Genomic DNA, 23,930 nt, shown 5'->3' with positions numbered 1-23,930 from the left:
TTTAATCGGGCAGCAGGGTGAAGCTGGGGTTTAACCAAGCAATTGCTGCCAGTTTGTTAGAACGGTCTTTCTTTCCGCTGTGAAGCGGTCATCGCTCACTATCCCTGGCAGTTGTTGTAGTGCCAGGCGATGACCTTCAGATCGGTAGGCTTTGTAGGCGTCGATCAGATGCTCGGCCTGTTTGGCCGGCATCAGGCCCGCGTCATTCAGACTTTCGAGAATGCGAATATTATCGGTGTATCGCACGATCGAGGGCGAAGTTTGTGCCCAGGCCAGAGCAGCATATTGAACCAAAAATTCAATATCGACAATACCGCCCGGGCCGTGTTTCAGATCGAAATTTTGATCATTGCTCTTATCCAGGTGGGAGCGCATTTTATCGCGCATCCCAACCACTTCCTCGCGCAATTTTCCCTCATTTCTCGGCTCGCAAAGCAATCTCAAGCGCAGGGCCTCAAAGTCACTGCAGAGCTGTTCGCTCCCTGCAACCGGGCGGGCGCGCACCAACGCCTGATGCTCCCAGGTCCAGGCGCTCTCGCGCTGATATTTTTCAAAGGCTTTCATGGAGGTGACCAGTAGGCCCGAGTTACCCGAAGGGCGCAAACGGGTATCCACCTCATACAGCGGTCCACTCAGGGTACGGGTTTGCAGGATGTGGATCAGGCGCTGCGCCAGGCGGGTATAGAAACGCAAATTGTCGATGCTGGTTGCACCGTCGGTAGCAAGCTGAGGATCCGCATCGTGCACAAATACAATATCCAGATCGGAGCCGTGGGATAATTCCAACCCCCCAAGCTTGCCGTAGGCGACGATAGCAAAGTGCATATTCTCGGCGGTTGCCCCTGCGGGTAGGCCGTATTTGTCCACCATCTGTGCCCACGCCAAATTAAGCGACTGTCGCAATATCCCCTCTGCCAACCAGGTGAGAGAGTCGCTCACCTTCATCAGTGGCAATGCTCCGCTGACCTCTTGAGCGGCAATACGCAGGCTCTGACTCTGCTTGAAATAGCGCAGTGTTTCCATCTGCAGTTCCAGATCTGCGTGATCAACACGCAATAGCTCAAGCCGCAGCTCATCGGCAATATCCTCCGCCGTGGCCGGTGCCAGCAGGCGGCGGGAGTCCAGTAGTTCATCCAACAGGATGGGGTGACGCGCCAGCTGCTCAGCAATCCTTGGGCTGGCACTACACAGTTGTACCAGCTGGCTGAGCACCGGGGGATTTTCATTGATCAGTACCAGGTAGGCACTGCGGCGCAGTACCGAGCGCACCAGGGGTAGAACCCGACCGAGCACCAACAGCGGTCGCTCCTGCAAGCTGGCTGCAGCCAGCAGCAAGGGCATAAAGTGATCCAGGCGTTCGCGCGAGGATGCCGGCAGTGCCATCACCATAGGAGAGACACTGAGATCCCGCAGCAGGCCCAGGGCCTCCGGCGCCGGAGTAAAGCCCGCATTTTCCAGGGTCTGTAGATTGATCTCTTTACCGGTCTCGTCGCCACAGCTGCTCCACAACCCCTGCCACTCTTCCGCCACATGGGGCTCGGCGATCTCCTCTGGTGGCGCAATGACCGTATCGAACTCCCGCTCCACCACATTGCGGACGGCTGCCAACTCCCCAGCCAACTGATCCCAGCTGTCACGGCCAAGGGCGAATGCGAGCCGCTCGCGCTCTGCAGTGTCCTGCGGCAACGCCTGGGTCTGCTGATCCTTATAGGCCTGCAAAGCGTGCTCCACCCGGCGCAGCAGCAAATAGCAGTTGGCCAGTTCATCGGCAACCCCGGGCTCCACATGGCCGTCGGTTTCCAGCAGTGGCAGTATCTTTAATAAATTGCGTTCTCGCAGTGCAGGCACCCGTCCGCCACGAATTAACTGGAAAGCCTGCACAATAAATTCCAGCTCGCGAATACCTCCGCGCCCCAGCTTGATATTGTCGATCAGCCCGCGGGCACGCACCTGTCGCTGTATCAGAGCCTTCATCTCGCGCAGGGCGTCGACAGCACTGAAATCGATATAGCGGCGGTAAGTGAATGGCCGCAATAGCTCCATCAACTCAGCGGCAACGCCTTGATCACCTGCCACCGGGCGCGCCTTAACCATGGCGTAGCGCTCCCATTCACGCCCCTGGGTCTGGTAGTAATCCTCCAGCGCAGCGAAATGGCTCACCAAAGGGCCGCTGTCACCATAGGGGCGCAGACGCATATCCACGCGAAACACAAAGCCTTCGGCATTAATGGCATCGAGGGATTTGATCAGTCGCTGACCCAAGCGCTGGAAAAACTTTTGATTTTCTACGCACTGATCGCCGTCAGTATGTCCCGGTTCGGGGTAGGCAAAAATCAGGTCGATGTCGGAGGAGAGGTTCAGCTCGCGCGCGCCCAGCTTGCCCATACCGAGCACCACCATAGACTGAGCCCGGCCACTTCTATCCCGGGGCTCGCCATATCGCTGTACCAATTGACTGTGGTGCCACTGCAGGGCCGTGTTGATAGCGAGTTCTGCCAGTTCACTGAGGCGCAGGCAGGCTCTGGGGATATCCCATTGGCCGGCAAAGTCCCGGAAAATAACCTCGGCGGTCACTCGGTTGCGCAGCTGCCGCAGGGCCAGATCTAGAGTTTCATCGCTATCAAAACTGGGCAGCTGCAGACCCAGATCATCCTGCTGCAATAACTCCATGAGGAAATCCGGATGGCGCCGGCACTGTCGATAAAAGAATTCAGAACCGATAAAGCTGCGTGCCAATGCCAGCCCAAGCGCTTGATTCTGCAGCAACGCCTCTACTTCGGTGGCCATCGCCGGGCCCGCAGTCTCACTCCACTCTCGCCACAGAGTCTGTAATTGCGGGCGCAGGGGTTCGGGGCAGATGGCGCTATCAATCATGCGGAATCGATCCTTATTTCCAAATGAGGAATTCTGCAGGGGCAGCACTACCGCCCACAGTTTTTATCCCAAGCTACTTGTATTCCACACTTTATCCCACACTTTTTGTAGCGGAAATTTAGCTCTATTAAAAAGCGATATCCGGTGGTGGTGCCACACGTAATACTTCCGCCACGGTCGTTAGGCCAGCGGCCACTTTCTTGGCCCCCGATAAACGCAGACTGTTCATACCCTCGCGCATTGCTTGGCGACGAAGCTGCTGCAAGTCACAGTCGGGAGTGATAATGGTTTGCACCGCTTCGCTGAACGGCAGGATTTCATAGATACCCTGGCGGCCCTTGTAGCCGGTGTTGCGACACTCCAGGCAGCCCTCGGGGGCATACACTTTTTCCGGTAGAGGCGCTTTCCAGGGGCGAACCAGGGAATGCCAGTCGGCCTCGTCGATAGTGTCTTCGCGCTTGCACGAGGGGCACAGGGTTCGCACCAGGCGCTGGGCCATAACACCGAGGATGGTGGACTTGAGCAAGTAGTGCGGCAAACCCAAATCCAACAGACGAGTCACCGCCGTGGGAGCATCGTTGGTGTGTAGAGTGGAGATCACCAGGTGGCCGGTAAGTGCCGCCTGCACCGCCATCTGTGCGGTTTCCAGATCTCGGATTTCCCCCACCATAATGATGTCCGGGTCCTGACGCATCAAGGTGCGAATGCCCGCGGCAAAATCGAAGCCGATAGCGTGGTGCACCTGGGTCTGGTTAAAACTCTCCTCCACCATCTCGATGGGATCTTCCACGGTGGAGACATTAACCGCACTGGTGGCCAATTGCTTAAGGCCGGTATACAGCGTGGTGGTTTTACCCGAACCGGTAGGGCCTGTTACCAGCACAATGCCGTTAGGTCTTGCCAGCATCGCCTGCCAGCGGGCCAGGTCGGTGCCGGCGAGTCCCAGATCGCTGTAGGAACGCGCCAGTACCTCGGGATCGAAGATACGCATCACCAGCTTTTCGCCAAAGGCGGTGGGTAGGGTGGAGAGACGCAGCTCCACCTCGCTGCCATCGGGGCGTTTAGTCTTGATTCGGCCGTCCTGGGGTTTGCGCTTCTCCGCCACATTCATGCGCCCGAGGATTTTTAGGCGACTGGTTACCGCCGCATTGACCTGATCGGGCAGCTCGTGGATCGGATGGAGGACTCCATCGATGCGGAAACGAATACGCCCCACCTGGCGCCGGGGCTCAATATGTATATCACTGGCACGCTGGTCGAAAGCGTGCTGCAACAGCCAGTCAACGATATTGACGATATGCTGGTCGTTGGCTTCCGGGTCTTTCAGGCTACCCAGCTCTAACAACTGCTCGAAATTATTCGCCGCAGAGGTGCCCTGCAACCCACTGGCACCGGAAATAGAATTTGCCAGGGAGTAAAACTCCACACAGTAGCGCTTGATATCCGCCGGGTCCGCCACCACCCGCCGCACCCGGCGTCCGCTGGTGTGTTCCAGCTGCTCCTCCCAGCCGTGGGTAAAGGGCTGGGCCGTGGCCACGGTTAGCTCTTCTGCACCGGCTTCGACACACAGAATCTGGTGGCGCTTGGCAAACTGAAAGCTCATCACCTCGGTCACCGCGCTCACGTTCACCTTGAGCGGGTCGATATGGTAGAGGGGGTGATCAGCGCTCTCCGCCAGCCAGGCACTGAGCAACTCGTCGCCCAGCAAAATACCTGGAGCCCTCTGGTTGGCCAGGTCGCAGCTGGCGATATAACTGAGCGGGTGCATTTGTGCCTGCTCTGCGGTACGCGGCGTGCCCACAATACGATTGGCATCCAGTCTGCTCACATAGCCCTGGGCAACGAGATCCTCCAGCAATCCACGTAAATCCAGCAACCTGTCCGCCGCTCTGCTCTCTGTCATCGGCATGCCCCCTTATTCTCATATGACGACGCATTGTAGCCCTATCAACTATCGGAGACAGTGCATCGTTAACGCACTATTACCGAAGTGGCCCCGATTGGGGTACCATGCCGCCGTTTTCGCACCCTGAGCAATGGAGCAAACCATGGCCCTGTCGAATATTGCCAATCTGTTTGGCCGCTCACCGATCAAGCCGATCGAGAAGCACATGGCTACGGCCCACGAGGCTTCGGCCGACCTGATCCCGTTCTTCGACGCCCTGATTAAAGGCGATTTGAAGGAGGCGGAACAGATTCAATTACGTATCTCTGCTACAGAGAACCGCGCCGATGACATCAAGAGAGACCTGCGCCTGCACTTGCCGGACAGTCTGTTTATGCCTGTCTCCCGCTCCGACCTGCTGGAGCTGCTGCATGCCCAGGACGAAGTGGCCAACACGGCACAGGATATCGCCGGGCTGGCAATTGGCCGGAAAATGCAGATTCCCGAGAGCCTGCAATCTCTGATGACCACATTTGTTGAAAGCGCCGTGGCCACTTCCGCCCAGGCTCTGCGCGCAATCAATGAACTGGATGAATTGCTGGAGAGCGGCTTCGCCGGGCGCGAGGTGACTATCGCCAAGCGCATGACCGAAGAGCTGGATGAGCTTGAGCGCAAGTCGGACAAGTTGGAAATTGAAATTCGCGCCTCTCTGTTCGCGATCGAAAAAGACTTACCGCCGGTAGATGTGATGTTCCTCTACCGGGTGATTGAATGGATCGGCGAATTGGCCGATCGCGCCCACAGCGTGGGTAACCGTTTGCAGTTGTTGTTGGCACGTTAGGGGGTTCAACGTGGAAGTTCTTAGTCAATATGGCCATATTCTGTTGATATTGGCCTGTGTCGCGGGCTTTTTTATGGCCTGGGGTGTTGGTGCTAACGATGTCGCCAATGCCATGGGCACTTCAGTCGGCTCGCGGGCACTGACTATCAAGCAGGCGATTATTATCGCCATGATTTTCGAATTTGCCGGCGCCTATCTGGCTGGTGGCGAGGTAACCGCCACGATCCGCAAAGGCATTATCGATTCTGAGATCTTTGCCTCTCAGCCTGAGCTGCTCGTGTACGGCATGTTGTCCGCCCTGTTCGCCGCAGGCACCTGGCTGCTCGTGGCCAGTATTCTCGGCTGGCCGGTATCCACCACACATTCCATTGTTGGCGCCATTGTCGGTTTCTCTGCCGTGGGTATTTCTGCCGATGCGGTGGCCTGGGGCAAGGTAGGCAGTATTGTGGCGAGCTGGGTGGTCTCCCCATTGCTGGCAGGAACCATTTCCTTCCTGCTGTTCCGCAGCGTGCAGCGCCTGATTCTCGACACCGAAGATCCATTCGCCAACGCCAAGCGCTATATCCCCTTCTATATGTTTGCCGTGGGCTGGATGATCGCCATGGTGACTCTGACCAAGGGCCTGAAGCACGTTCTCAAAGATGCGGATATCAAGCTCAGCTTCCTGCAGGATGCCGGTATCGCCGCGATTGTCGGTTTGATCGTCGCCGGAATTGGCGTCACCATGCTCAAGCGTATTAAGCGCGACCCCTCTATCGAAGCAGAAAACCGCTTTGCCAACGTAGAGCGCGTCTTTGCCATCCTGATGATATTCACCGCCTGTGCCATGGCCTTTGCCCACGGCTCCAACGATGTGGCCAACGCAGTGGGCCCGCTGGCGGCGGTAGTCAACACCATCCAAATGGGTGCGGTAACCGCTAAGGCAACCATGCCTTCCTGGATTCTGCTGCTCGGGGGCCTGGGTATCGTGGTCGGCCTCGCTACTTACGGGTTCAAGGTGATGGCCACTATCGGCCGCAAAATCACTGAACTTACACCCAGCCGCGGTTTTGCTGCGGAGCTCGGCGCCGCTGCCACCGTAGTGATGGCCTCCGGCACCGGTCTGCCTATCTCCACCACTCACACCCTGGTGGGCGCGGTACTAGGGGTTGGCCTGGCCCGGGGCATCGGCGCACTGAACCTGCGCATGATCACCACGATTGCCGCCTCCTGGGTGGTTACCCTGCCCGCAGGTGCCGGTATTGCGATCCTGTTCTTCTACTTTTTCAAGGGATTATTTGGCTGATAGCAGCCACGCAGTATCCGTCAAAAAAGGGAAGCTCAGCTTCCCTTTTTTGATTTCCAATATATTCATTGTTGGCCCGCTGCTCCCCTTGTAAATGCCCCAATCTCTCCCCGTTATCTCCCCTCAGAAACTGGACTAAGCTGTCCCAGACACGGCTTCACCTGCCTAAGCCCGCCTCCATACCAGGCTTTCACCCGCTGAAAACGAATATCGCCCCATGAATACACGAGAAACCAAGCACTGGACCGTTGGAACCTACCTGGCACAGCGTTTAAAAGATGTGGGGATCAACCACTACTTTGCCCTGCCTGGCGACTACAACCTGGTCTTGCTCGACCAGCTACTGTTGGAATCGGACCTGCAGATGATCAGCTGCTGTAACGAGCTGAATGCGGGATATGCCGCCGACGGCTATGCGCGGGCAACCGGAGGACCCTCCGCAGCTGTGGTGACCTTTTCTGTTGGCGGGCTCAGCATGATCAACGCGGTTGCCGGTGCCTATGCCGAAGACCTCCCCCTGATCGCTATTTCCGGGGGGCCAAATACGAATTCTGAAGCCGAGTGGGAATACCTGCACCACACACTGGGAAAGGTGAATTATGGCTACCAGCGGGAGATGTATTCATACGTCACCGCAGAAACCGTAATCATCCACCACCCCAGGCTGGCACCCGCGGCCATTGATCGCGCCCTGGATACCGCCATGTTGCGACGCAAGCCGGTCTATATCGAGATCGCTGCCAATGTTGCCAACGCTTCGACCTCCGCCCCTATTCCGCGGGGTTTTGCCCGTCGACCGACTAGTGACCCCGACTCCCTCGCCGCCGCGGTGGAACATATCGCCGACTTCCTAAACGCCGCTGAACGCCCTGTACTGATAGCCGGCAGCAAGGTGCGCGCGGCAAATGCCCAGGAGGCTCTGTGCCATTTGGCGCACAGCTGTAAATACGGACTCGCCTCCATGCCGGACGCCAAGGGCCTGCTTCCAGAAACTATGGAGAGCTTTATGGGCATCTACTGGGGGCCGGTAAGCACTCCTGGCTGCAGTGAAATAGTGGACACAGCAGATGCACTCCTATTTGCCGGCCCCCTATTTACCGATTACACGACTACCGGACACCAGCTGTGCTTCCAAAGTGAAAAGGCCATCATTGTTCAACCCACATCAGTTCAATTGGGGGAGACCTGCTACAGCAATGTGCATATGAGGGATCTGTTGGATGCCCTTGCCGGACAGTTGAGCGCAAACGATGGAGCCCTGACCGCCTACCGCCGGGTTAGCAGCCCCAAATATATTCTCAAGCCCGGTAAGCCGGACACGCCGCTCACCTCTCGACAGCTGTTTGCGCGAATACAAAAATTGCTCGATAACAAAAGTACCCTGCTTGTGGAAACTGGGGATTCCTGGTTTAACGGTATGGAGCTCTCATTACCCGAGGGGGCACAGTTTGAAATTCAGATGCAATATGGAAGCATCGGTTGGTCTGTGGGGGCGAGTCTTGGCTACGCACTCGGTATGAGCAAAGGCCGCCTGATCTCTTGCATCGGCGACGGCTCCTTCCAGCTCACCGCTCAGGAAATCTCCACCATGATTCGCTACGGGGTTAACCCGATTATTTTTCTGATCAACAATGGCGGATACACCATTGAGGTGGAGATCCACGATGGCCCCTACAATACGATTAAAAACTGGGATTATGCCCAGCTAGTCGAAACCTTCAGCGCCGGGGAAGGCAACGCCTGGGGGTGTAAGGTCAGCAGCGAGGGGGAACTCGATAAAGCCATTACAGAAGCCAAGAAACGTAATGGCCTATGCCTGATTGAAGTGCTTATCGACCGCAATGATTGCAATGTGAACCTGCTGCGCTGGGGCAACCAGGTGGCTCGCAACAACAGTCGGGCTAATCGCAGTATGTAACAGCAACGCCATCCGGCGTGGGCGATGCTCCAGCCCCGGCACTTTCGATTGAGTCATCTCCATTGCCTGCCTCTCACGGCTGCGGATGGCGGCCACTTCCATTTATTGTTCGCCCAAGCAATACTCACCCGCTATTGCTAGCCGTATATTTTCCGCTCCCGAGAAAGCATCACCATGCCTCTATTGATCCTTGTCACCGTGCTCTGGGCCTTTTCATTTAGCCTGATCGGCGTCTATCTCGCTGGCCAGGTAGACAGTTATTTCTCGGCGATGACAAGAGTTTTATTAGCCGCGCTGGTGTTTTTGCCCCTGCTGCAATGGCGAAGAACAAGTGCCCGCAGCGCCATTACCCTGATGGCAATTGGCGCCGTGCAGCTGGGCGCAATGTACCTTTTTTACTATCAGTCGTTTTTGCTACTCAGCGTGCCTGAGGTGCTGCTGTTTACCATATTTACCCCTTTATACATTGCACTGCTTTATGATCTGATTGAGCGACGCCTGTCACTGTGGAATTTGGCCATCTCACTGCTGGCAGTCTCCGGGGCGGCCATTATTCGCTGGGACTCCCCCAGTGGCGATTACTGGTTGGGCTTCGTTGTAGTCCAGGGGGCTAACCTGTGCTTTGCTATCGGCCAGGTCACCTACAAGCAATTTATGCAGCGGGAACAAGCACTCCCCCCAAGGCAAACTTTTGGCTGGTTTTTCCTGGGAGCGGCGGTCATCACCGTGAGTGCATGGGCAATTTTGGGTGGACCCAAATACCCGCAAACCACCACCCAGTGGGGCGTATTGCTGTGGCTCGGCCTTATAGCCTCCGGCCTCGGGTATTTTCTGTGGAATAAGGGCGCAACCCAGGTCTCCGCCGCAACTCTTGCCGCAATGAACAATGCCCTGGTACCCGCCGGCCTGCTGGTAAACCTGTTAATCTGGAACCGCGATGCGGACATTCCCAGACTGGCTCTAGGTGGATGTGCGATCGCGTTGGCGGTTATCCTCAACGAGCGACGCAACAAAACAAGGGACAATCCCCATGGCGCCTATCGCAGTACCTGAGTTCAAGACTCAACTTCGGCAATTAATCTCCTGCCCCAGCGTCAGTGCCACCGATCCAGCACTGGATATGGGTAACCGCCCCGTAGTGGAGATACTCGCGGACTGGCTTGAAACCCTGGGCTTCTCTGTCGAGCTGATGCCCCTGCCGGGTAGCGTGAATAAAGCCAACCTCATTGCCACTCTGGGCGCACGCGAGGGCGCCGAAGGCGGCCTTATTCTTTCCGGGCACACCGACACAGTTCCCTTCGATGATGGACGCTGGCAATCGGACCCATTCAGCCTGCAGGAGCGCGACAATCGCCTCTATGGCCTGGGTACCAGCGATATGAAAAGCTTTTTCCCCCTGGCCATTGAAGCCGCCCGCAGCTTTGTCGACAAACCTCTACGCCACCCCCTGACCATTCTCGCCACCGCCGATGAAGAGACCTCCATGACCGGTGCCAGAGAACTGGTTAAAGCAGGGCGGCCCCACGGCCGCTATGCGGTAATTGGCGAACCGACCGGCTTGCGCCCGGTTCGCATGCACAAGGGCGTAATGATGGAGGCTGTACGCATTACTGGGCAATCCGGGCACTCCTCCAACCCAAGCCTCGGTGCCAATGCCCTGGAGGCCATGCACTCGGTAATTGGAGAGTTGTTGCACTTGCGCGGGGAGTGGCAGGAAAAGTACAGAAACCCCGGATTTATCGTCCCCGTTCCCACCCTGAACCTCGGCTGTATCCACGGTGGCGACAACCCCAACCGAATCTGCGGCAACGTAGAGCTGCAATTTGATGTGCGCCCTCTGCCCGGCATGTCCCTGCAAGAGCTGCGCAATGAGTTAAATGAACGGCTGCAGGCTCGCATCGACAAACATAGAATTCACCTCGAAATGGTTTCGCTGTTTCCCGGTACCGAGCCCTTCGAGCAGGACCCAAATTCTGAGTTGGTCAGGGTTGCGGAGAAGCTCACCGGTTACAGTGCCGAGAGCGTCGCCTTTGGTACCGAAGCCCCCTACTTGAAGAGCATGAATATTGACACTATCGTGCTCGGCGCCGGCGACATAGACCAAGCCCACCAACCGGATGAATACCTGGGGCTCGACCGGATAGAGCCGATGGTAAAAATATTACGCAATCTGATCGGGCGTTTTTGCCTCTAAGCAGCTAAAGCCATCCCAGTTTCAGATGACTAACCACCCGCGCCGATACACAGGCAAATACTTTATTAGACGGAAAGGTATTAGTGACCGACGAGAACGCCTCCCTTAACTGGTTCCGCCACGCGGCGCCCTATATCAACGATCTGCGCGGTCGCACCCTGGTTGTCGGTATTCCCGGCGACGGACTCGAACACAGTAACTTCCGCAATCTGGTCCACGACCTAGCACTGCTCGCCAGTCTCGGAGTCCGCTTGGTCGTGGTGTACGGTTGCCGAGTACAGGTAAATCGCGCCCTGGAAGAACACGGTATAGAAAGCCGTTTCCACGGCAGCAAGCGCATTACCGACCGGGAGAGTCTGGAAATCATAAAAGCTGCGGTTGGCAGGTTGCGTTTTGATATCGAGGCGGCCTTTTCCCAGGGGCTCCCCGACTCCCCGATGGCCCGCTCGGCCCTGAAAGTAATCTCCGGCAACCTGGTCACCGCGCGTCCCTGTGGTGTCCTGGATGGCGTCGACCTGGGCTGGACCGGCACGGTTAGGCGTATGGAGATCAATACGATTGAACAAGCCCTGGACCAGGGCGCCTTGGTATTGCTGTCGCCTCTGGGTACCTCGCTGACCGGTGAGCTTTTTAACATCAATTACCTGGACCTGGCCGCAGAAGCCGCACGGGTGTTGCGTGCCGAAAAGTTGGTTCTATTCCGTGAACCCTCTCAGCTGATGCTCGACGGCAACCCTGTCCATGAGCTCAGTATTGTGCAGGCAGAACAGGCCTCCAACCGGGTGCAGAGCGAAACCTTGCGGTGTGCCATTCAGGCCTGCAACTCCGGCATTGCCCGGGTTCACCTCCTCAGCTACTGCCAAAATGGCTCCCTGATCCAGGAGCTGTTTCGTCGCGAGGGTGCCGGAACCATGATCTATCGGGATAGTTACGAAGTGGTGCGCCGGGCGCGTATTACCGATGTGGGAGGGATTCTCGGGCTGATTCGCCCCCTGGAAAAGCAAGGCGTCCTGGTACGGCGCTCACGGGAAAAGCTCGAAGCGGAGATTGAGCACTTCACTCTGGTGGAAGTCGATGGCACTCCCGTAGCCTGTGCCGCACTCTATCCCATCGGGGATGACAACGGCGATACTTCTGCGGCTGAGATCGCCTGCGTGGCCAGTCATCCAGATTTTCGTGGCGGAGGCCGCGGCGCCAAGCTTATGCGTCACCTGGAACGACAGGCGCGCACAGTCAATATCCACGAACTCTATGTGCTCACCACCCAGACCGAACACTGGTTTATCGAGCAGGGCTTTGAGCAAGTGGGAGTCAGTGACCTACCGACCTCACGTAAATCTTTGTACAACATCCAGCGCAATTCACGTATTTTGCGCAAAAACCTCGGCCAGGATAACGGCTCTTAACACCTCCCAACCGAAATACTCATCCTAGAGATAAGCGCGGTGGCTCAACACCGCGCGAAACTATCCCGAATATCGGCTTTTTGCTAAGCTGGCACTCTAATTTTCCCAGCCGGATGCTTGTATCATGCCCAGATATCGTTCCCGTACCTCCACCGCCGGACGCAATATGGCCGGCGCCCGAGCCCTGTGGCGCGCCACAGGCATGACCGACGCGGATTTTCACAAGCCGATTATCGCCATCGCCAACTCATTCACCCAGTTTGTACCGGGCCATGTGCACCTGAAAGACATGGGGCAATTGGTGGCAAGGGAGATCGAGCGAGCCGGCGGTGTCGCCAAGGAATTCAACACCATCGCTGTGGACGATGGTATCGCCATGGGGCACGACGGCATGCTATACAGCCTGCCCAGTCGCGAGATTATCGCCGATTCGGTGGAATACATGGTCAACGCCCACTGTGCCGATGCCCTAGTTTGTATCTCCAACTGCGACAAAATCACCCCGGGAATGCTGATGGCCGCCCTGCGCCTAAATATCCCGGTGATCTTCGTATCCGGCGGCCCCATGGAGGCCGGCAAGACCAAACTGGCCGACCACAAGCTCGACTTGGTGGATGCCATGGTCATCGCCGCCACAGATAGCGCCACCGATGAAGAGGTGGCCGAGTATGAACGCTCCGCCTGCCCCACCTGCGGCTCCTGTTCCGGCATGTTCACCGCCAACTCCATGAACTGCCTGACCGAGGCTCTGGGTCTCTCGCTACCGGGCAATGGCACCCTGTTGGCCACCCATGCAGACCGCAAAGAGCTGTTCCTGCGCGCAGGCCGTGAAATCGTTGCGCTGACCAAGCGTTATTATGAAAAAAATGACGAGAGCGCCCTGCCCCGCAATATTGCCAACCGCACGGCATTTTTGAATGCTATGGCTCTCGACATCGCCATGGGCGGCTCGACCAACACGATTTTGCACCTACTCGCCGCCGCCCAGGAGGGCGATATCGACTTCAACTTACAGGATATCGACCGACTCTCCCGCGAGGTGCCGCAGCTGTGCAAAGTGGCACCCAACACGGAGAAATACCATGTGGAAGATGTCCACCGGGCCGGTGGCGTCATGGCGATTCTCGGAGAACTGGAAACTGCGGGGCTGATCGATGCCTCCCTGCCCACCGCTTATGGGGGATCACTAGCCGATGCTCTCGAGCAGTGGGACATCTCCCGTACCGACGAGCAATCGGTACAAGACTTCTATAGAGCCGGACCCGCAGGTATTCCTACCCAAACCGCATTTAGCCAGGCTTGTCGCTGGCCTACCCTGGATGCCGATCGACAAAATGGCTGTATTCGCTCCGCCGAGCATGCCTATTCAGCGGAGGGAGGCCTTGCGGTACTGTTCGGTAACCTTGCTGTAAATGGCTGCGTTGTGAAAACTTCCGGTGTTGACGAGGCGTTATGGAAGTTTGAGGGCCCGGCCCATGTTGTCGAGAGCCAGGAGGAGGCCGTTGCCCATATTCTCGAAGGCAAGGTACAAAAAGGCGAAGCGGTAATAGTGCGCTATGAGGGCCCCAAGGGCGGCCCAGGTATGCAGGAAATGCTCTACCCCACTAGCTACCTGAAATCCAAGGGACTGGGGGAGCATTGCGCCCTGATTACCGATGGTCGTTTTTCCGGAGGTACTTCCGGCCTTTCCATTGGGCACGTATCCCCGGAAGCCGCCTCTGGTGGCAATATCGCTCTGGTTCGCAATGGCGATCCAATCCGAATCGATATACCAGCGCGCAAAATTGAGATTGTTATTAGTGAGGATGAACTCGAGAAACGCCGTCAGGAAATGCGTGATCTCGGCCAGCAGGGCTGGAAACCCAGTGAAGAGCGCCCCCGCAAAGTCAGCAAAGCGTTGAAAGCTTATGCACTACTCGCCACCAGTGCCGATCGCGGCGCGGTAAGGGAAATTGATTAGGCCAAAATTAGAATATTAAAAAACGGCCCAGATGGGCCGTTTTTTCTTTTACTGTGCCAATTTATAGGTAATGCGATTGCGCACTCCATAGCGCTCGATGGGCTGACCATCCTCCACTTGCGGCTGATATTTAAACCGCTCTGCCGCTGCCAATGCCGAACGATTGAATACATTGGTTGGGTTACCGGTGCTATCGAATCCACCAACTACCCGAGCATCACGCACAGCTCCGGTTTTCGTTATCGTAAACTCCACAACAACATAGCCCTCTAAGCCTCTGCGCATAGCCACACTCGGGTAACGCGGTGTGGGCTTATAAACAGGCACAGGCTCTCTCGATACGATAACTGGATTATCACCAGTTTCAGCAACCGGAGGAGCAATCGTTGGAGTGATATTTATAGTATCTACATCTCTGGTCACCTCAGTACGCTCAATCGGTGGAGGAACTTCCTGAGGGCTCGGTGGAGCCTCATACTTTTGCTGGGTCACCACTTTTTTATCGGTGATACCTATAGGTTGAATCGTCGGCAACGGCTTAGCCACCGGCTCCACAAAATTAGTGGAGATCAACTGGCTCATTGCAAAAATCAAACCGAGAGTAGTCAAGGCTGCGTAAGCCAAGCCTTTGGCATAACCAGTAAGCAGATGGGTAGGGAAAAAATCGGGGCTGGAAAATGGCGTGCAAGCTCTATCCATAACACCTCTCCTATTGTTATTAGGGTGCGTAAAAGGCATCCAAGTGCCGAAATGGAAAAAGCTGATCAGCTGACCTTAATCATTAGCCAATTCACACAAAAATGCAAATAGTCTGTTAATACAGGTTAAATCCATATTTTGTATTGCCGAAAAAAGATAAAACAGCACAAAAAAAGCCGCACATTTCTGTGCGGCTTCTTCTAGAAAGTGGAAAGCAACTAAGTGTTAAATTGCCAGTTGCTTTTCACGCTTCTGTTCACCCTTCACAAAGTCTATCCACTGCTTGGCAAACTTCTCAGAGCGCTCATCTTTTGAGGCCTCTTTGAGGCTCTTCATCGCTGCGTCATAGCGTTTCAGGTTGGCATTCGCCATACCCATTACGATATGCAGGGTATCGACACGTTTGACGCTGCCTTTAGCAAGCGCTTTTTTACCCATGGATATGGCTTTCTCATTCTGGTCCAGATCCAGATAGATGCCGGCCAGACGCGAGTAAATTTCACCCTTGTCAGACAGCTGAGCTGCGGCTTCCAACTGGGGAATTGCCTTTTGCAGCTCTTGCGCCATTTGATAAGCCTGGGCGAGGGTTTCCAGGTTCTTGGCTGTACGGGGAATCTTCTTCTCTTGGATACCCTTGGCAATCACCTTGGCACCTTTATAAGGCATTTCATGCCCCATAAAGAGATAACCCATGTTCAGCAGATCCCTATCTTTCTCCAAAGCACCCGCAAGATAAGCCGCTTCCATCATGTGCAGCTGATCTTTATCGCGCTTCAGCTCACCATACATGGCTGCCAGTGTTTTGTAGTACACAGGCTTGGGATAGTGCTGTACCAGCTTCTCAAGAACACCAGCTACTTTTTTGTAGTCGTTGCGCTCGAAGTAAATGTACTGCTGAAGACCGTACCAACCTTCCTTGGGTACTTTGCCCTCTTTCTCGTACATGGAGACCGCGACATTGATATCCGCAAGTGCTTTGCTCTGATCGCCTACCTGATTATGGGCCTGGGCGCGCAATGCATAGGAGTCCGCAGTAATACGATCGGTAACCTTGAACCATTGGTTCAGGTAGTTGATCGCCTGCCTATAGTCCTCAGTAACAAAGTAGAGCTGCGCAAGAGTAAAGAGAGTTCCCACTTCAAGGGCTACTGGCAGGTTTGCTTCACCCTGGTTTAAAACCTTCTTAAAGTATGGGATGGCCTCTTTGTAACGCTCGGTGCTGTAGTAAACGACACCGAAGAAATTGTACATCTGCGCTATTTCATAGCCGTTGAACCGTTTCTTGCTGGCATCCATATCTTTCAGCGCTTCGAGAGCAGCCGCCCAGTCTTCTGCGTCAGCAGCTTCCTGGGCTTTTTCCAACTTTTTATACGCGGCTTCGCGCATAGCCGGTACTTTGCGGCTCTTCTGTTTGCTGGGCTTTTTTTGCTCCTGCGCCAGGGCAGAAGCGAAAGGTGCGGAAACACCCGCTGCTTCGAGCACGGTAACGCTGACCGCTGGTGCCAGGACCAGGGGCAACGCTACTGATGTGCGCAGAGCGAGTTTGGACAAACTTTTGCCGATGCTTGTCAACTTCATAGTGCTTCCCCCTTAGTCCTTAGCCATGTTAAAGCTGATCTTAGTCCGCACATTGGGGACTTCGGTCGGCTTGCCATCAACTACCCGCGGCTTGTACTTATATTTCAGCGCGGACTTGAGCGCGGCCCTGTTGAAAACAGAGGTCGGCTTTCCGTCCAGGGTAAAGGCTTCGACCACGATCGGATCGCGCACGGAACCGTTAGTGGTCACCGTGTACTCAACGATCACATAGCCTTCCATCCCCCGCTGAAGAGCGCGGCGTGGATACTGAGGCTGAACCTTAACGATGGGCAGGTAATCGCCCTCGCCAAAGCTAAAGCCTGACAGCTTGACACCACCGGACGCCTTAGGCGCAGAAATGCTAATACCGCCATCGATGTCCGGCTCTTCGAACTCTGGTTCAGGCATTTCGGGTGGCGGAGTTTCAGGGTCCTCCGGCTTCACCGGCTTGGTCGTATCGTACTGTGTTTCAATCTTCTGCTCAGGCATCACCACATCGGCAACTTTGAACTGCTCCTTATCCTCTGGAGCTTTCATATTTGCCTGAATCAGCTGATGCATGGTGAAGATGAGGCCAAAGGTTGTGGCTACCGCCAGCGTACCTGCCCCAAGAAGTCTTACCGGATTCATAGCTGTTAACTCTTTTCTGTCGCGACCGAAACTTTCTTGATACCAATCTTCCTGGCTGCTTCCGCAATCAGGGCGATCTTCTCAATACTCGCTTCCTTATCGGGCTGAATCACCAACCACCCTTTCGGGTTTTCCGAGTAGAGGCGCTCCAGGACAATCTTCACCTGGCGCTCATCAACCTTTTCTTTGGCAATCCAGATCTCATTACTGTCGTTGATCGCTACCAGAATAGAGGTGGCTTTGAGTTCTGCGGTTGTCGCTTCCGGCTTAACAACATCAGCACCGGGTTCCTTGATAAAGGTCGCAGTGACGATAAAGAAGATCAGCATGATGAACACCACGTCCAGCATGGGCGTGAGGTCGATAGCGCCGGCTTCTTCTTCTGCCGTATTTTGTCTTTTGCTCATAGCAACTCTCTTAGCGAACTTTCTCGGCGAGGGGCTCTCAGGGAGCACCCCCGGCGAAAATTTCTGGCTTGGCTAAACCTTCACAGCAAATAAGCTGGCCTATTCGCTTATGTGTGCTTAGTGATCCATGGTCAGATGATCTTCCAACAGCTGGGTTTCACGCTCGGCCTTACGGGCGAGGTAGGTGTTGGCAAATACACCGGAGAGGGCCGCAACCATACCCGCCATTGTCGGGATAGTTGCCATGGATACACCACTGGCCATCTGCTTGGCGTCACCACCACCGGTGATCGCGAGAACATCGAACACGTTGATCATGCCCCAAACCGTGCCCAACAGCCCGAACAGGGGCGCTAGGGCAACACAAGCCTGGATCATGTCCATATTGTCCTGAATCTTCTCGGAAACCCGGGAGATCATCGCGTAGCGGATCTGGTGGGAGGCCCAGGATTTGCGCTCGCTGCGCTCTTCCCATTGGTCTACCGCACCTTGAACGTCACTCTTTAACGCTTTGTTAAAGTAGAAAACACGTTCAAAAATCAGCGTCCACATAAAGAAGGTCAGGCCGGCGATCAGGAACAGTACTGGCCCGCCCGACGCCATAAAGGCGTTGACGGCGGCCCATGCGTCGATTAATGCGTGCATGTTGCCGCCTCCTCTTATTTACGCTCGGCGTTTTCCGCCACGATACCAGCACTCTGCTCTTCCAGAATGTGCAGGACGCGCTTGGCACGAGCATTAACAATGGTGTGCATCAGTACGGTGGGGATAGCCACACACAGACCGAGAACGGTGGTGATCAGGGCGGAGGAAATACCACCAGCCATTGCTTTAGGATCACCGGCACCGAAGATAGTGATCGCCTGGAAGGTTACGATCATACCGGTAACAGTACCCAGCAGACCCAGCAGCGGAGCGACCATGGCGATAATCTTCAACAGGTTGAGGCCGGACTCGATTGCGGGGCGCTCTTTCAGTACCGCTTCTTCCATCTTCAGCTCGAGGGTCTCGCCGTCGACACCTTTGTTCTCTTCAGCAACAGCCAGTACACGACCCAGCGGGTTGTTGGTGTTCGGGGTGGAAGAGCGCAGCTGTGCATTCACCTTGGCGCTAACACCGGTCAGTACGATCAGGCGGAAGATGGCCAGCAACATGGCGAAGACACCAACAGCTGTAATGATGTAACCAACGATGTCGCCCTGGTGCCAACGCTCAACGATGTCGGGGCTATTGATCATGGCTTTCAGGTAGGAGCCACCGGTAGGACCAGTCGGGTCAACACCGAAAGCGCTGAAACCTGCGGTGGAAGCCTGCAGATCTTCCGCCATCTTCTGGAACTTGGCATCCGGCTGGCGGATCAGCTCTGCCATTTGGTAGGCGTCGTTCATTTCCAGGTATTTACCGTTGGAAACCAGGTTGAAGTTACCAACACGGACAACTTCCTGTTGAGCCTGCTCACCATTGGGCTTGATCACAGTTGCGTTGAACTTAACAACTTTACCGGATTCCAGGGTTTCACGTTGCAGTTCGAACCACAGACGCTCGATTTCCTCGATAGTCGGCAACTTGGTAGCTGTACTCATCTTGGCCAGCAGACCGTCGATAAATTCGGTACGACCTGAATACTGGGCAGAAACCAGGGAGGAACCGATGTTCGAGCGCAGATCCGCAGCAGTAGAGGACATGTGACCGAACAGCTCTTTCAGGGAGCCCATACGCTCATCCAGCTGCTGACGCTTCTGGTCTACAGCCACTTCCTGCTCCTGGTATTTCTTTTCCAGTTCAGCAGAACGATTTTCTTCAGCGGTACGGGTGTCTTTGGCTTTTTTCAGCAGGGCTTGCTGATTGGCCTTCTGACGGCGGAACTCAGCTTCGCGCTGCTTGTGCTCTTTGGATTCAGCAACTTTGGATTGTTGAACCATTTTCAGCAGGTCGTCGAGAGAAGCTGCTTTTTCCTGGGCAACAGCAGAGAAGCTGATCAGGCCAGCCGCTGCTGCAACTAGTACGCGTTTGGCGATAGAGGATTTCATTGCGCTGCCTCCGGTGCCGCGATCGGCATAGTCATGATATCGATAGTGGCCTGTTTCTTGGCGATCTTGAGGCCATTCATGAGGGCGCGGCGGTATTCGCCAGCATCGATCTCAACCCAGGCTTTCTGGCCTTTGTCATAGGCGAGGGAAATCGTGGAGTCGGTGGTTTGAGCCAGCAGGGCGATACGGCCAATCTGCAGCACGTTTACCTGGCGCTCCTGGCCAGCTACGTTCAGGGTATCGCCGTAAGTGTCGATCTTACGCGCGTATTCCGCTTCGAAATTGTACAGTTCCAGTACCTGGCGGAATTTCTCCGCAACAGTGATATCGGAACGATCCATATTGTTCTTAACGCCTTCGAGGTTGCCCATGCGCTCGTCCAGCTTGAACGGAGCGTCCAGTTCGATGAACTGTTCCAGGCCGTCCAGCATGCGCAAAATCAGCGGCTGGATCTGACGTTCAATTACGGTAACGTTGGCAATGGACTCATCCAGCTCATTGATCACTTCGAGCTGATTGGCCAGCTGCTTTTCCAGCTGACGGTTGTACACACGCAGACCATCGATTTCCTTGTTGACCACCTTGAAGTCCTGCAGAAGGCTGCTGGTTTCTTCGGCAATCTTGTCGATGCGTTTTTGCGATGCCTGGGCCGCAGTGGTTTTCTGCTGGCCGACGGCGAGTACGTTATCGAGAGTATCCGCAGTGGCTACGCTGCCGTAGAGCGCGCCGGCAGACAGCGCAGTGGTCAGCGCCACAGCCATGAATCGCTTGGTTTTCATTAGACCCCCCAGTGGGTTCAATATTTCACAACATGGTCGCGATGAGATAGCTGCCACAACGCGGTGTCCTTTTGTTTTAAAAACATTGGTTAGAAGACAGCTAAGAGCCGCACATTGTAAACAGCCGATTTGATTATTCAAATGCCGATTGTCAGCATCGGCCCGCATGGGTAGCAAGGTAACAACCAGGTAACAAAACCGGGTCACTTGCACACATTGACGGCGCTGTTTCCTGTGTAGGCTGTCGCAGAATTTAACAGATTGATCAACTTTTAATCAAATTGTTTTTATTTGAATCTGTCGTACCGAACTAATGCGTAGTTGTACTCATTCTTTTCAGAGGCAGGGTAACACTCTCGTGCAACTTCGACCCAAGAGTCATCAACTTCGGGAAAAAACGCATCTCCCGCCACTTCAGCATCCACTTCGGTGACATAGAGCCGCGCGGCATGGGGCATGCTGAGGCGATAAATCTGTGCTCCGCCGATCACCATCAGCTCGCTGGCTCCCGCTTCCTGCGCATGCTTATCGGCAAGTTCCAGGGCAGCCTCCAGGGTGCTTACCACCTCGACACCCTCAGAATGCCAATCGGGGTTGCGGGTAATCACGATATTGGCACGCCCGGGTAGCGGGCGGCCTATAGACTCAAAGGTCTTGCGCCCCATCACCACGGGTTTGCCCATGGTGGTGCGCTTGAAGAATTGCAGGTCGCCGGAGAGACGCCAGGGCAGCTCGTTGTCTCTACCGATAGCGCCATTGCGGGCCACAGCTGCGATCAGGGCAATTGGAGTTTCCACAGCTTCTCTCCTGATTAAATCGCGACTGGAGCGGGAATATGCGGATGTGCCTGGTAATCCTGCAGTTCAAAATCCTCGAAACGGAAGGCGAACAGGTCTTTGACGTCCGGGTTGAGGCGCATCTTTGGCAGGGCGTGAGGCTCACGCTGCAGCTGCAGGTCTACCTGCTCCAAATGGTTGGAGTAGAGGTGGGCATCGCCAAAGGTGTGAATAAACTCACCCGGCTGGAGGTTGCACACCTGCGCCAACATCAGGGTTAGCAAACTGTAGGAGGCAATGTTGAACGGCACACCTAGGAAGATATCAGCGCTGCGCTGGTACAACTGGCAGGATAACTTGCCATCCGCCACATAGAACTGGAACAGGGCGTGACAGGGAGCGAGTGCCATACGTCCTTCGCGGGCATTATCCGCCGGGGAGACACCTTCATCGGGGAGATCTGCCGGGTTCCAGGCACTGATCATCAGGCGACGAGAATCGGGACGGGTTTTCAGCTGGTGTACCAACTGCTCCACTTGGTCAATCTTACGCCCATCTGGCGTGGGCCAGGAACGCCACTGGTGACCGTAAACCGGCCCCAAGTCCCCATCTTCGGTCGCCCACTCATCCCAGATGCGCACCTTGTTTTCCTGCAGATAGCGAATATTGGTATCGCCCTGCAAGAACCACAGTAGTTCGTGGACTATGGAGCGCAGGTGGCACTTCTTTGTGGTGATTAAAGGGAAACCCTCTGCCAGGTCAAAGCGCATCTGATAGCCAAATACGCTCAGGGTCCCGGTGCCGGTACGGTCCCCTTTTACTGTGCCGTTTTCGCGCACATGGCGCATTAGATCGAGGTACTGCTTCATTTCTAACTAGGCTCCGCCATTTACCTGAGAACGGTTTTCTTTATTTCCACCTTTACCGCGCCCCTCTGGCAGCGGCTGGGTGCGATAACTCCACACCAACAGGGCGATACCGGCAATAATCATCGGCAGGCTCAACAGCTGTCCGCGGGTCATCCAACCGAACAAATCAAAGCCGATATGGCCATCCGGCTCCCTGACAAACTCCACCAGGAAGCGGAAAATACCGTAGAGCAAGACAAACATGCCGCCAACGGCGAGACGCGGGCGCGGCTTGCTGGAGAACCACCAGAGCACCGCGAAGAGTACCAACCCTTCTAGGAAAGCCTGATACAGCTGCGATGGATGCCTGGCCAACAACTCCGGGTCTTTGGGGAATACCATGCCCCAGGGGCCTTCGGTGGGGCGGCCCCAGAGTTCCTGACCAATAAAGTTACCCAGGCGCCCCAATCCCAAACCAATTGGAACCAACGGGGCGACAAAATCAATCAGTGCAGGGAAGGTTGTGCCAATTTTTCGGGCATAGAGGACCGCAGCCAACATCACGCCGACCAGGCCGCCGTGGAAGCTCATGCCCCCCTCCCAGACTTTGAACAGGGAGAGCGGATTCTCCATAAGCTCCGGCATGTTGTAGAAGAACATGTAGCCGAGGCGTCCGCCGACCACCACGCCAATAGCGCAGTAGAGAATCAGGTCCTCCACTTCCGATTTGATAACCGGGGACCAGGGCCGGGTGCTGCGCCGCAATGCCAACCACCAGGCAGCAATAAAGCCGAACAGGTACATCAGCCCGTACCAATGCACTTTTAGGGGACCAATAGCAATGGCCACCGGATTGATTTCTGGATAAGTCAGCATGGGGGAATCGAGATTGTTGGCGAAACGCCTATTATGGTCGCAAAGCGCCCCCCAGCGAAAGAGGCGCGCCAAAAGCCTTCTGCCGGGAAAATACTATGTGTCTACTGCTATTCGCCTACCGCTGCCATCCAGACTACCCGCTCCTGCTGATCGCCAATCGGGACGAGTTTTATGCCAGACCGAGTGCTCCCGCCGAACTCTGGAGAAAAGAACAAGAGATCGGACAAGGCAGACAAATAGTCGCAGGGCGGGATCTGCAAGCTGGGGGTACCTGGGCTGGGATCGCTGCGGGACGGGTGGCGGCAGTTACCAATATTCGCGAACCGGGTAGTGCCGAGCCAGAAAATGTCCTGTCACGAGGGGAAATTCCATACCAGTTTCTAACCGGCGGCGACTCACCTGAACAGTTCGCAAGAGAGCTCCAAGGGCAGCGCTACCGGGGCTTTAACGCGCTGCTATTCGCCCTAGATGAAGAGCAGCCTCTCTATTGCGCGGGCAATAGGCACAGCCCTTTTGCCTTTTCCGCCGGAGTGCATGGCATCTCTAACGGGGCCCCCGACGCCCCATGGCCCAAGGTGGAAAAGGGCAAGGCGGGGCTGGCGCAAATTACCCAGCAACTTAAGGGCTCTATTAGCCGGGAGAACTTTATTGAACCCGCCCTCAGCCTTCTGCAGGACAGGAGTCCGGCTACCGATGCGATGCTGCCCAGCACCGGCGTAGGTTTACCGATGGAGCGGGCCCTGTCGCCAATATTTGTGCAGATAACCCAGAGAGAGAATCAGCTGCCAAGCAACGTGGATTCAAGCGCCTTAAAGCAAGGCTATGGCACTCGCGCCAGCACCCTGATCGCCGTACACCGGAGCGGCCAGACCCATTTATGGGAGCAAAGCTTTTCCCAGGGCAATCTGTGCGGCCCCCTTCGCTACTTTTCCCTCCCCTGACAC

The 23,930-nt window shown here is 55.6% G+C and carries 20 protein-coding genes; 8 read left to right on the top strand and 12 right to left on the bottom strand.

The annotated features are described in order from the left end of the window. Positions 1–30 precede the first annotated feature (30 nt). Complete coding sequence (gene glnE / locus ACXAFI_RS00915; RefSeq protein WP_475107298.1) at positions 31–2,874, bottom strand: bifunctional [glutamate--ammonia ligase]-adenylyl-L-tyrosine phosphorylase/[glutamate--ammonia-ligase] adenylyltransferase; 2,844 nt, start codon at positions 2,872–2,874, stop codon at positions 31–33. Positions 2,875–3,001: 127 nt separating this feature from the next. Beyond that, positions 3,002–4,777, bottom strand: a complete 1,776-nt coding sequence (gene tfpB, locus ACXAFI_RS00910) for a type IV pilus assembly ATPase TfpB (protein WP_475107297.1) — start codon at positions 4,775–4,777, stop codon at positions 3,002–3,004. A 145-nt stretch (positions 4,778–4,922) separates the two neighbouring features. Here tfpB and ACXAFI_RS00905 point away from each other — a divergent pair, with 145 nt between their 5' ends. The 7 genes from ACXAFI_RS00905 (at position 4,923) to ilvD (ending at position 14,363) form a co-directional block, all read left to right on the top strand. Then, positions 4,923–5,600, top strand: coding sequence for a TIGR00153 family protein (locus ACXAFI_RS00905; RefSeq protein WP_152455299.1), 678 nt, complete (start codon positions 4,923–4,925; stop codon positions 5,598–5,600). Positions 5,601–5,610: 10 nt separating this feature from the next. Further along, the gene (locus tag ACXAFI_RS00900) at positions 5,611–6,885 is read left to right on the top strand and encodes an inorganic phosphate transporter (RefSeq protein ID WP_475107296.1); all 1,275 of its coding nucleotides are present in this window, start codon (positions 5,611–5,613) and stop codon (positions 6,883–6,885) included. Between the two features lie 217 nt (positions 6,886–7,102). After that, positions 7,103–8,803, top strand: coding sequence for a thiamine pyrophosphate-binding protein (locus ACXAFI_RS00895; protein ID WP_475107295.1), 1,701 nt, complete (start codon positions 7,103–7,105; stop codon positions 8,801–8,803). Between the two features lie 174 nt (positions 8,804–8,977). Next, complete coding sequence (locus tag ACXAFI_RS00890) at positions 8,978–9,856, top strand: carboxylate/amino acid/amine transporter (RefSeq protein ID WP_475107294.1); 879 nt, start codon at positions 8,978–8,980, stop codon at positions 9,854–9,856. Next, positions 9,834–10,997, top strand: coding sequence for an acetylornithine deacetylase (gene argE / locus ACXAFI_RS00885; RefSeq protein WP_475107293.1), 1,164 nt, complete (start codon positions 9,834–9,836; stop codon positions 10,995–10,997). The genes ACXAFI_RS00890 and argE overlap by 23 nt, the downstream gene beginning before the upstream one ends. 83 nt (positions 10,998–11,080) lie before the next feature. Further along, positions 11,081–12,403, top strand: a complete 1,323-nt coding sequence (gene argA / locus ACXAFI_RS00880; protein WP_475107292.1) for an amino-acid N-acetyltransferase — start codon at positions 11,081–11,083, stop codon at positions 12,401–12,403. Positions 12,404–12,527: 124 nt separating this feature from the next. Next, entirely contained in the window at positions 12,528–14,363 is a 1,836-nt protein-coding gene (gene ilvD / locus ACXAFI_RS00875) for a dihydroxy-acid dehydratase (RefSeq protein ID WP_152455311.1), read from the top strand. 48 nt (positions 14,364–14,411) lie between these two features. On the opposite strand, the gene ACXAFI_RS00870 is transcribed toward ilvD, so the two are convergent. From ACXAFI_RS00870 to lgt, 10 genes are all read right to left on the bottom strand, one after another. Beyond that, the gene (locus tag ACXAFI_RS00870; RefSeq protein WP_475107291.1) at positions 14,412–15,062 is read right to left on the bottom strand and encodes an energy transducer TonB; all 651 of its coding nucleotides are present in this window, start codon (positions 15,060–15,062) and stop codon (positions 14,412–14,414) included. Between the two features lie 225 nt (positions 15,063–15,287). Next, positions 15,288–16,640, bottom strand: a complete 1,353-nt coding sequence (locus ACXAFI_RS00865; RefSeq protein ID WP_475107290.1) for a tetratricopeptide repeat protein — start codon at positions 16,638–16,640, stop codon at positions 15,288–15,290. Positions 16,641–16,652: 12 nt separating this feature from the next. Then, entirely contained in the window at positions 16,653–17,270 is a 618-nt protein-coding gene (locus tag ACXAFI_RS00860) for an energy transducer TonB (RefSeq protein ID WP_152455317.1), read from the bottom strand. Positions 17,271–17,275: 5 nt separating this feature from the next. Continuing rightward, complete coding sequence (locus ACXAFI_RS00855) at positions 17,276–17,677, bottom strand: ExbD/TolR family protein (RefSeq protein ID WP_152455319.1); 402 nt, start codon at positions 17,675–17,677, stop codon at positions 17,276–17,278. A 117-nt stretch (positions 17,678–17,794) separates the two neighbouring features. After that, positions 17,795–18,322 (bottom strand): MotA/TolQ/ExbB proton channel family protein, encoded by a 528-nt coding sequence (locus tag ACXAFI_RS00850; RefSeq protein WP_152455321.1) that lies wholly within the window; start codon positions 18,320–18,322, stop codon positions 17,795–17,797. 14 nt (positions 18,323–18,336) lie between these two features. After that, on the bottom strand, positions 18,337–19,707 hold the full coding sequence (locus tag ACXAFI_RS00845) for a MotA/TolQ/ExbB proton channel family protein (RefSeq protein WP_152455323.1): 1,371 nt from the start codon (positions 19,705–19,707) through the stop codon (positions 18,337–18,339). After that, positions 19,704–20,486 (bottom strand): DUF3450 domain-containing protein, encoded by a 783-nt coding sequence (locus ACXAFI_RS00840; protein WP_444920262.1) that lies wholly within the window; start codon positions 20,484–20,486, stop codon positions 19,704–19,706. Before ACXAFI_RS00840 ends, ACXAFI_RS00845 begins: the two co-directional genes overlap by 4 nt. Positions 20,487–20,773: 287 nt before the next feature. After that, positions 20,774–21,283: a dihydrofolate reductase gene (locus ACXAFI_RS00835; RefSeq protein WP_475107289.1), complete on the bottom strand. Its 510-nt coding sequence runs from the start codon at positions 21,281–21,283 to the stop codon at positions 20,774–20,776. 14 nt (positions 21,284–21,297) lie between these two features. Next, positions 21,298–22,131: a thymidylate synthase gene (locus ACXAFI_RS00830; RefSeq protein ID WP_475107288.1), complete on the bottom strand. Its 834-nt coding sequence runs from the start codon at positions 22,129–22,131 to the stop codon at positions 21,298–21,300. 6 nt (positions 22,132–22,137) lie between these two features. Then, entirely contained in the window at positions 22,138–22,986 is an 849-nt protein-coding gene (lgt, locus tag ACXAFI_RS00825) for a prolipoprotein diacylglyceryl transferase (RefSeq protein ID WP_152456458.1), read from the bottom strand. Between the two features lie 95 nt (positions 22,987–23,081). On the opposite strand from lgt, the gene ACXAFI_RS00820 reads away from it, so the two are divergent. Beyond that, positions 23,082–23,927 (top strand): NRDE family protein, encoded by an 846-nt coding sequence (locus tag ACXAFI_RS00820; protein WP_475107287.1) that lies wholly within the window; start codon positions 23,082–23,084, stop codon positions 23,925–23,927. Positions 23,928–23,930 lie beyond the last annotated feature (3 nt).

This window comes from Microbulbifer sp. ABH2_005 (assembly GCF_056160005.1).
Note: the sequence above shows the minus strand (reverse complement) of the source record. Positions and strands in the feature narration are given on the sequence as shown.

Bases quoted from the DNA above. Each gene is read 5' to 3' on its own strand.
- glnE (WP_475107298.1), bottom strand. From the start codon at position 2,874: ATGATTGATAGCGCCATCTGCCCCGAACCCCTGCGCCCGCAATTACAG.
- tfpB (WP_475107297.1), bottom strand. From the start codon at position 4,777: ATGACAGAGAGCAGAGCGGCGGACAGGTTGCTGGATTTACGTGGATTG.
- ACXAFI_RS00905 (WP_152455299.1), top strand. From the start codon at position 4,923: ATGGCCCTGTCGAATATTGCCAATCTGTTTGGCCGCTCACCGATCAAG.
- ACXAFI_RS00895 (WP_475107295.1), top strand. From the start codon at position 7,103: ATGAATACACGAGAAACCAAGCACTGGACCGTTGGAACCTACCTGGCA.
- ACXAFI_RS00890 (WP_475107294.1), top strand. From the start codon at position 8,978: ATGCCTCTATTGATCCTTGTCACCGTGCTCTGGGCCTTTTCATTTAGC.
- argE (WP_475107293.1), top strand. From the start codon at position 9,834: ATGGCGCCTATCGCAGTACCTGAGTTCAAGACTCAACTTCGGCAATTA.
- ilvD (WP_152455311.1), top strand. From the start codon at position 12,528: ATGCCCAGATATCGTTCCCGTACCTCCACCGCCGGACGCAATATGGCC.
- ACXAFI_RS00870 (WP_475107291.1), bottom strand. From the start codon at position 15,062: ATGGATAGAGCTTGCACGCCATTTTCCAGCCCCGATTTTTTCCCTACC.
- ACXAFI_RS00865 (WP_475107290.1), bottom strand. From the start codon at position 16,640: ATGAAGTTGACAAGCATCGGCAAAAGTTTGTCCAAACTCGCTCTGCGC.
- ACXAFI_RS00860 (WP_152455317.1), bottom strand. From the start codon at position 17,270: ATGAATCCGGTAAGACTTCTTGGGGCAGGTACGCTGGCGGTAGCCACA.
- ACXAFI_RS00855 (WP_152455319.1), bottom strand. From the start codon at position 17,677: ATGAGCAAAAGACAAAATACGGCAGAAGAAGAAGCCGGCGCTATCGAC.
- ACXAFI_RS00850 (WP_152455321.1), bottom strand. From the start codon at position 18,322: ATGCACGCATTAATCGACGCATGGGCCGCCGTCAACGCCTTTATGGCG.
- ACXAFI_RS00845 (WP_152455323.1), bottom strand. From the start codon at position 19,707: ATGAAATCCTCTATCGCCAAACGCGTACTAGTTGCAGCAGCGGCTGGC.
- ACXAFI_RS00840 (WP_444920262.1), bottom strand. From the start codon at position 20,486: ATGAAAACCAAGCGATTCATGGCTGTGGCGCTGACCACTGCGCTGTCT.
- ACXAFI_RS00830 (WP_475107288.1), bottom strand. From the start codon at position 22,131: ATGAAGCAGTACCTCGATCTAATGCGCCATGTGCGCGAAAACGGCACA.
- lgt (WP_152456458.1), bottom strand. From the start codon at position 22,986: ATGCTGACTTATCCAGAAATCAATCCGGTGGCCATTGCTATTGGTCCC.
- ACXAFI_RS00820 (WP_475107287.1), top strand. From the start codon at position 23,082: ATGTGTCTACTGCTATTCGCCTACCGCTGCCATCCAGACTACCCGCTC.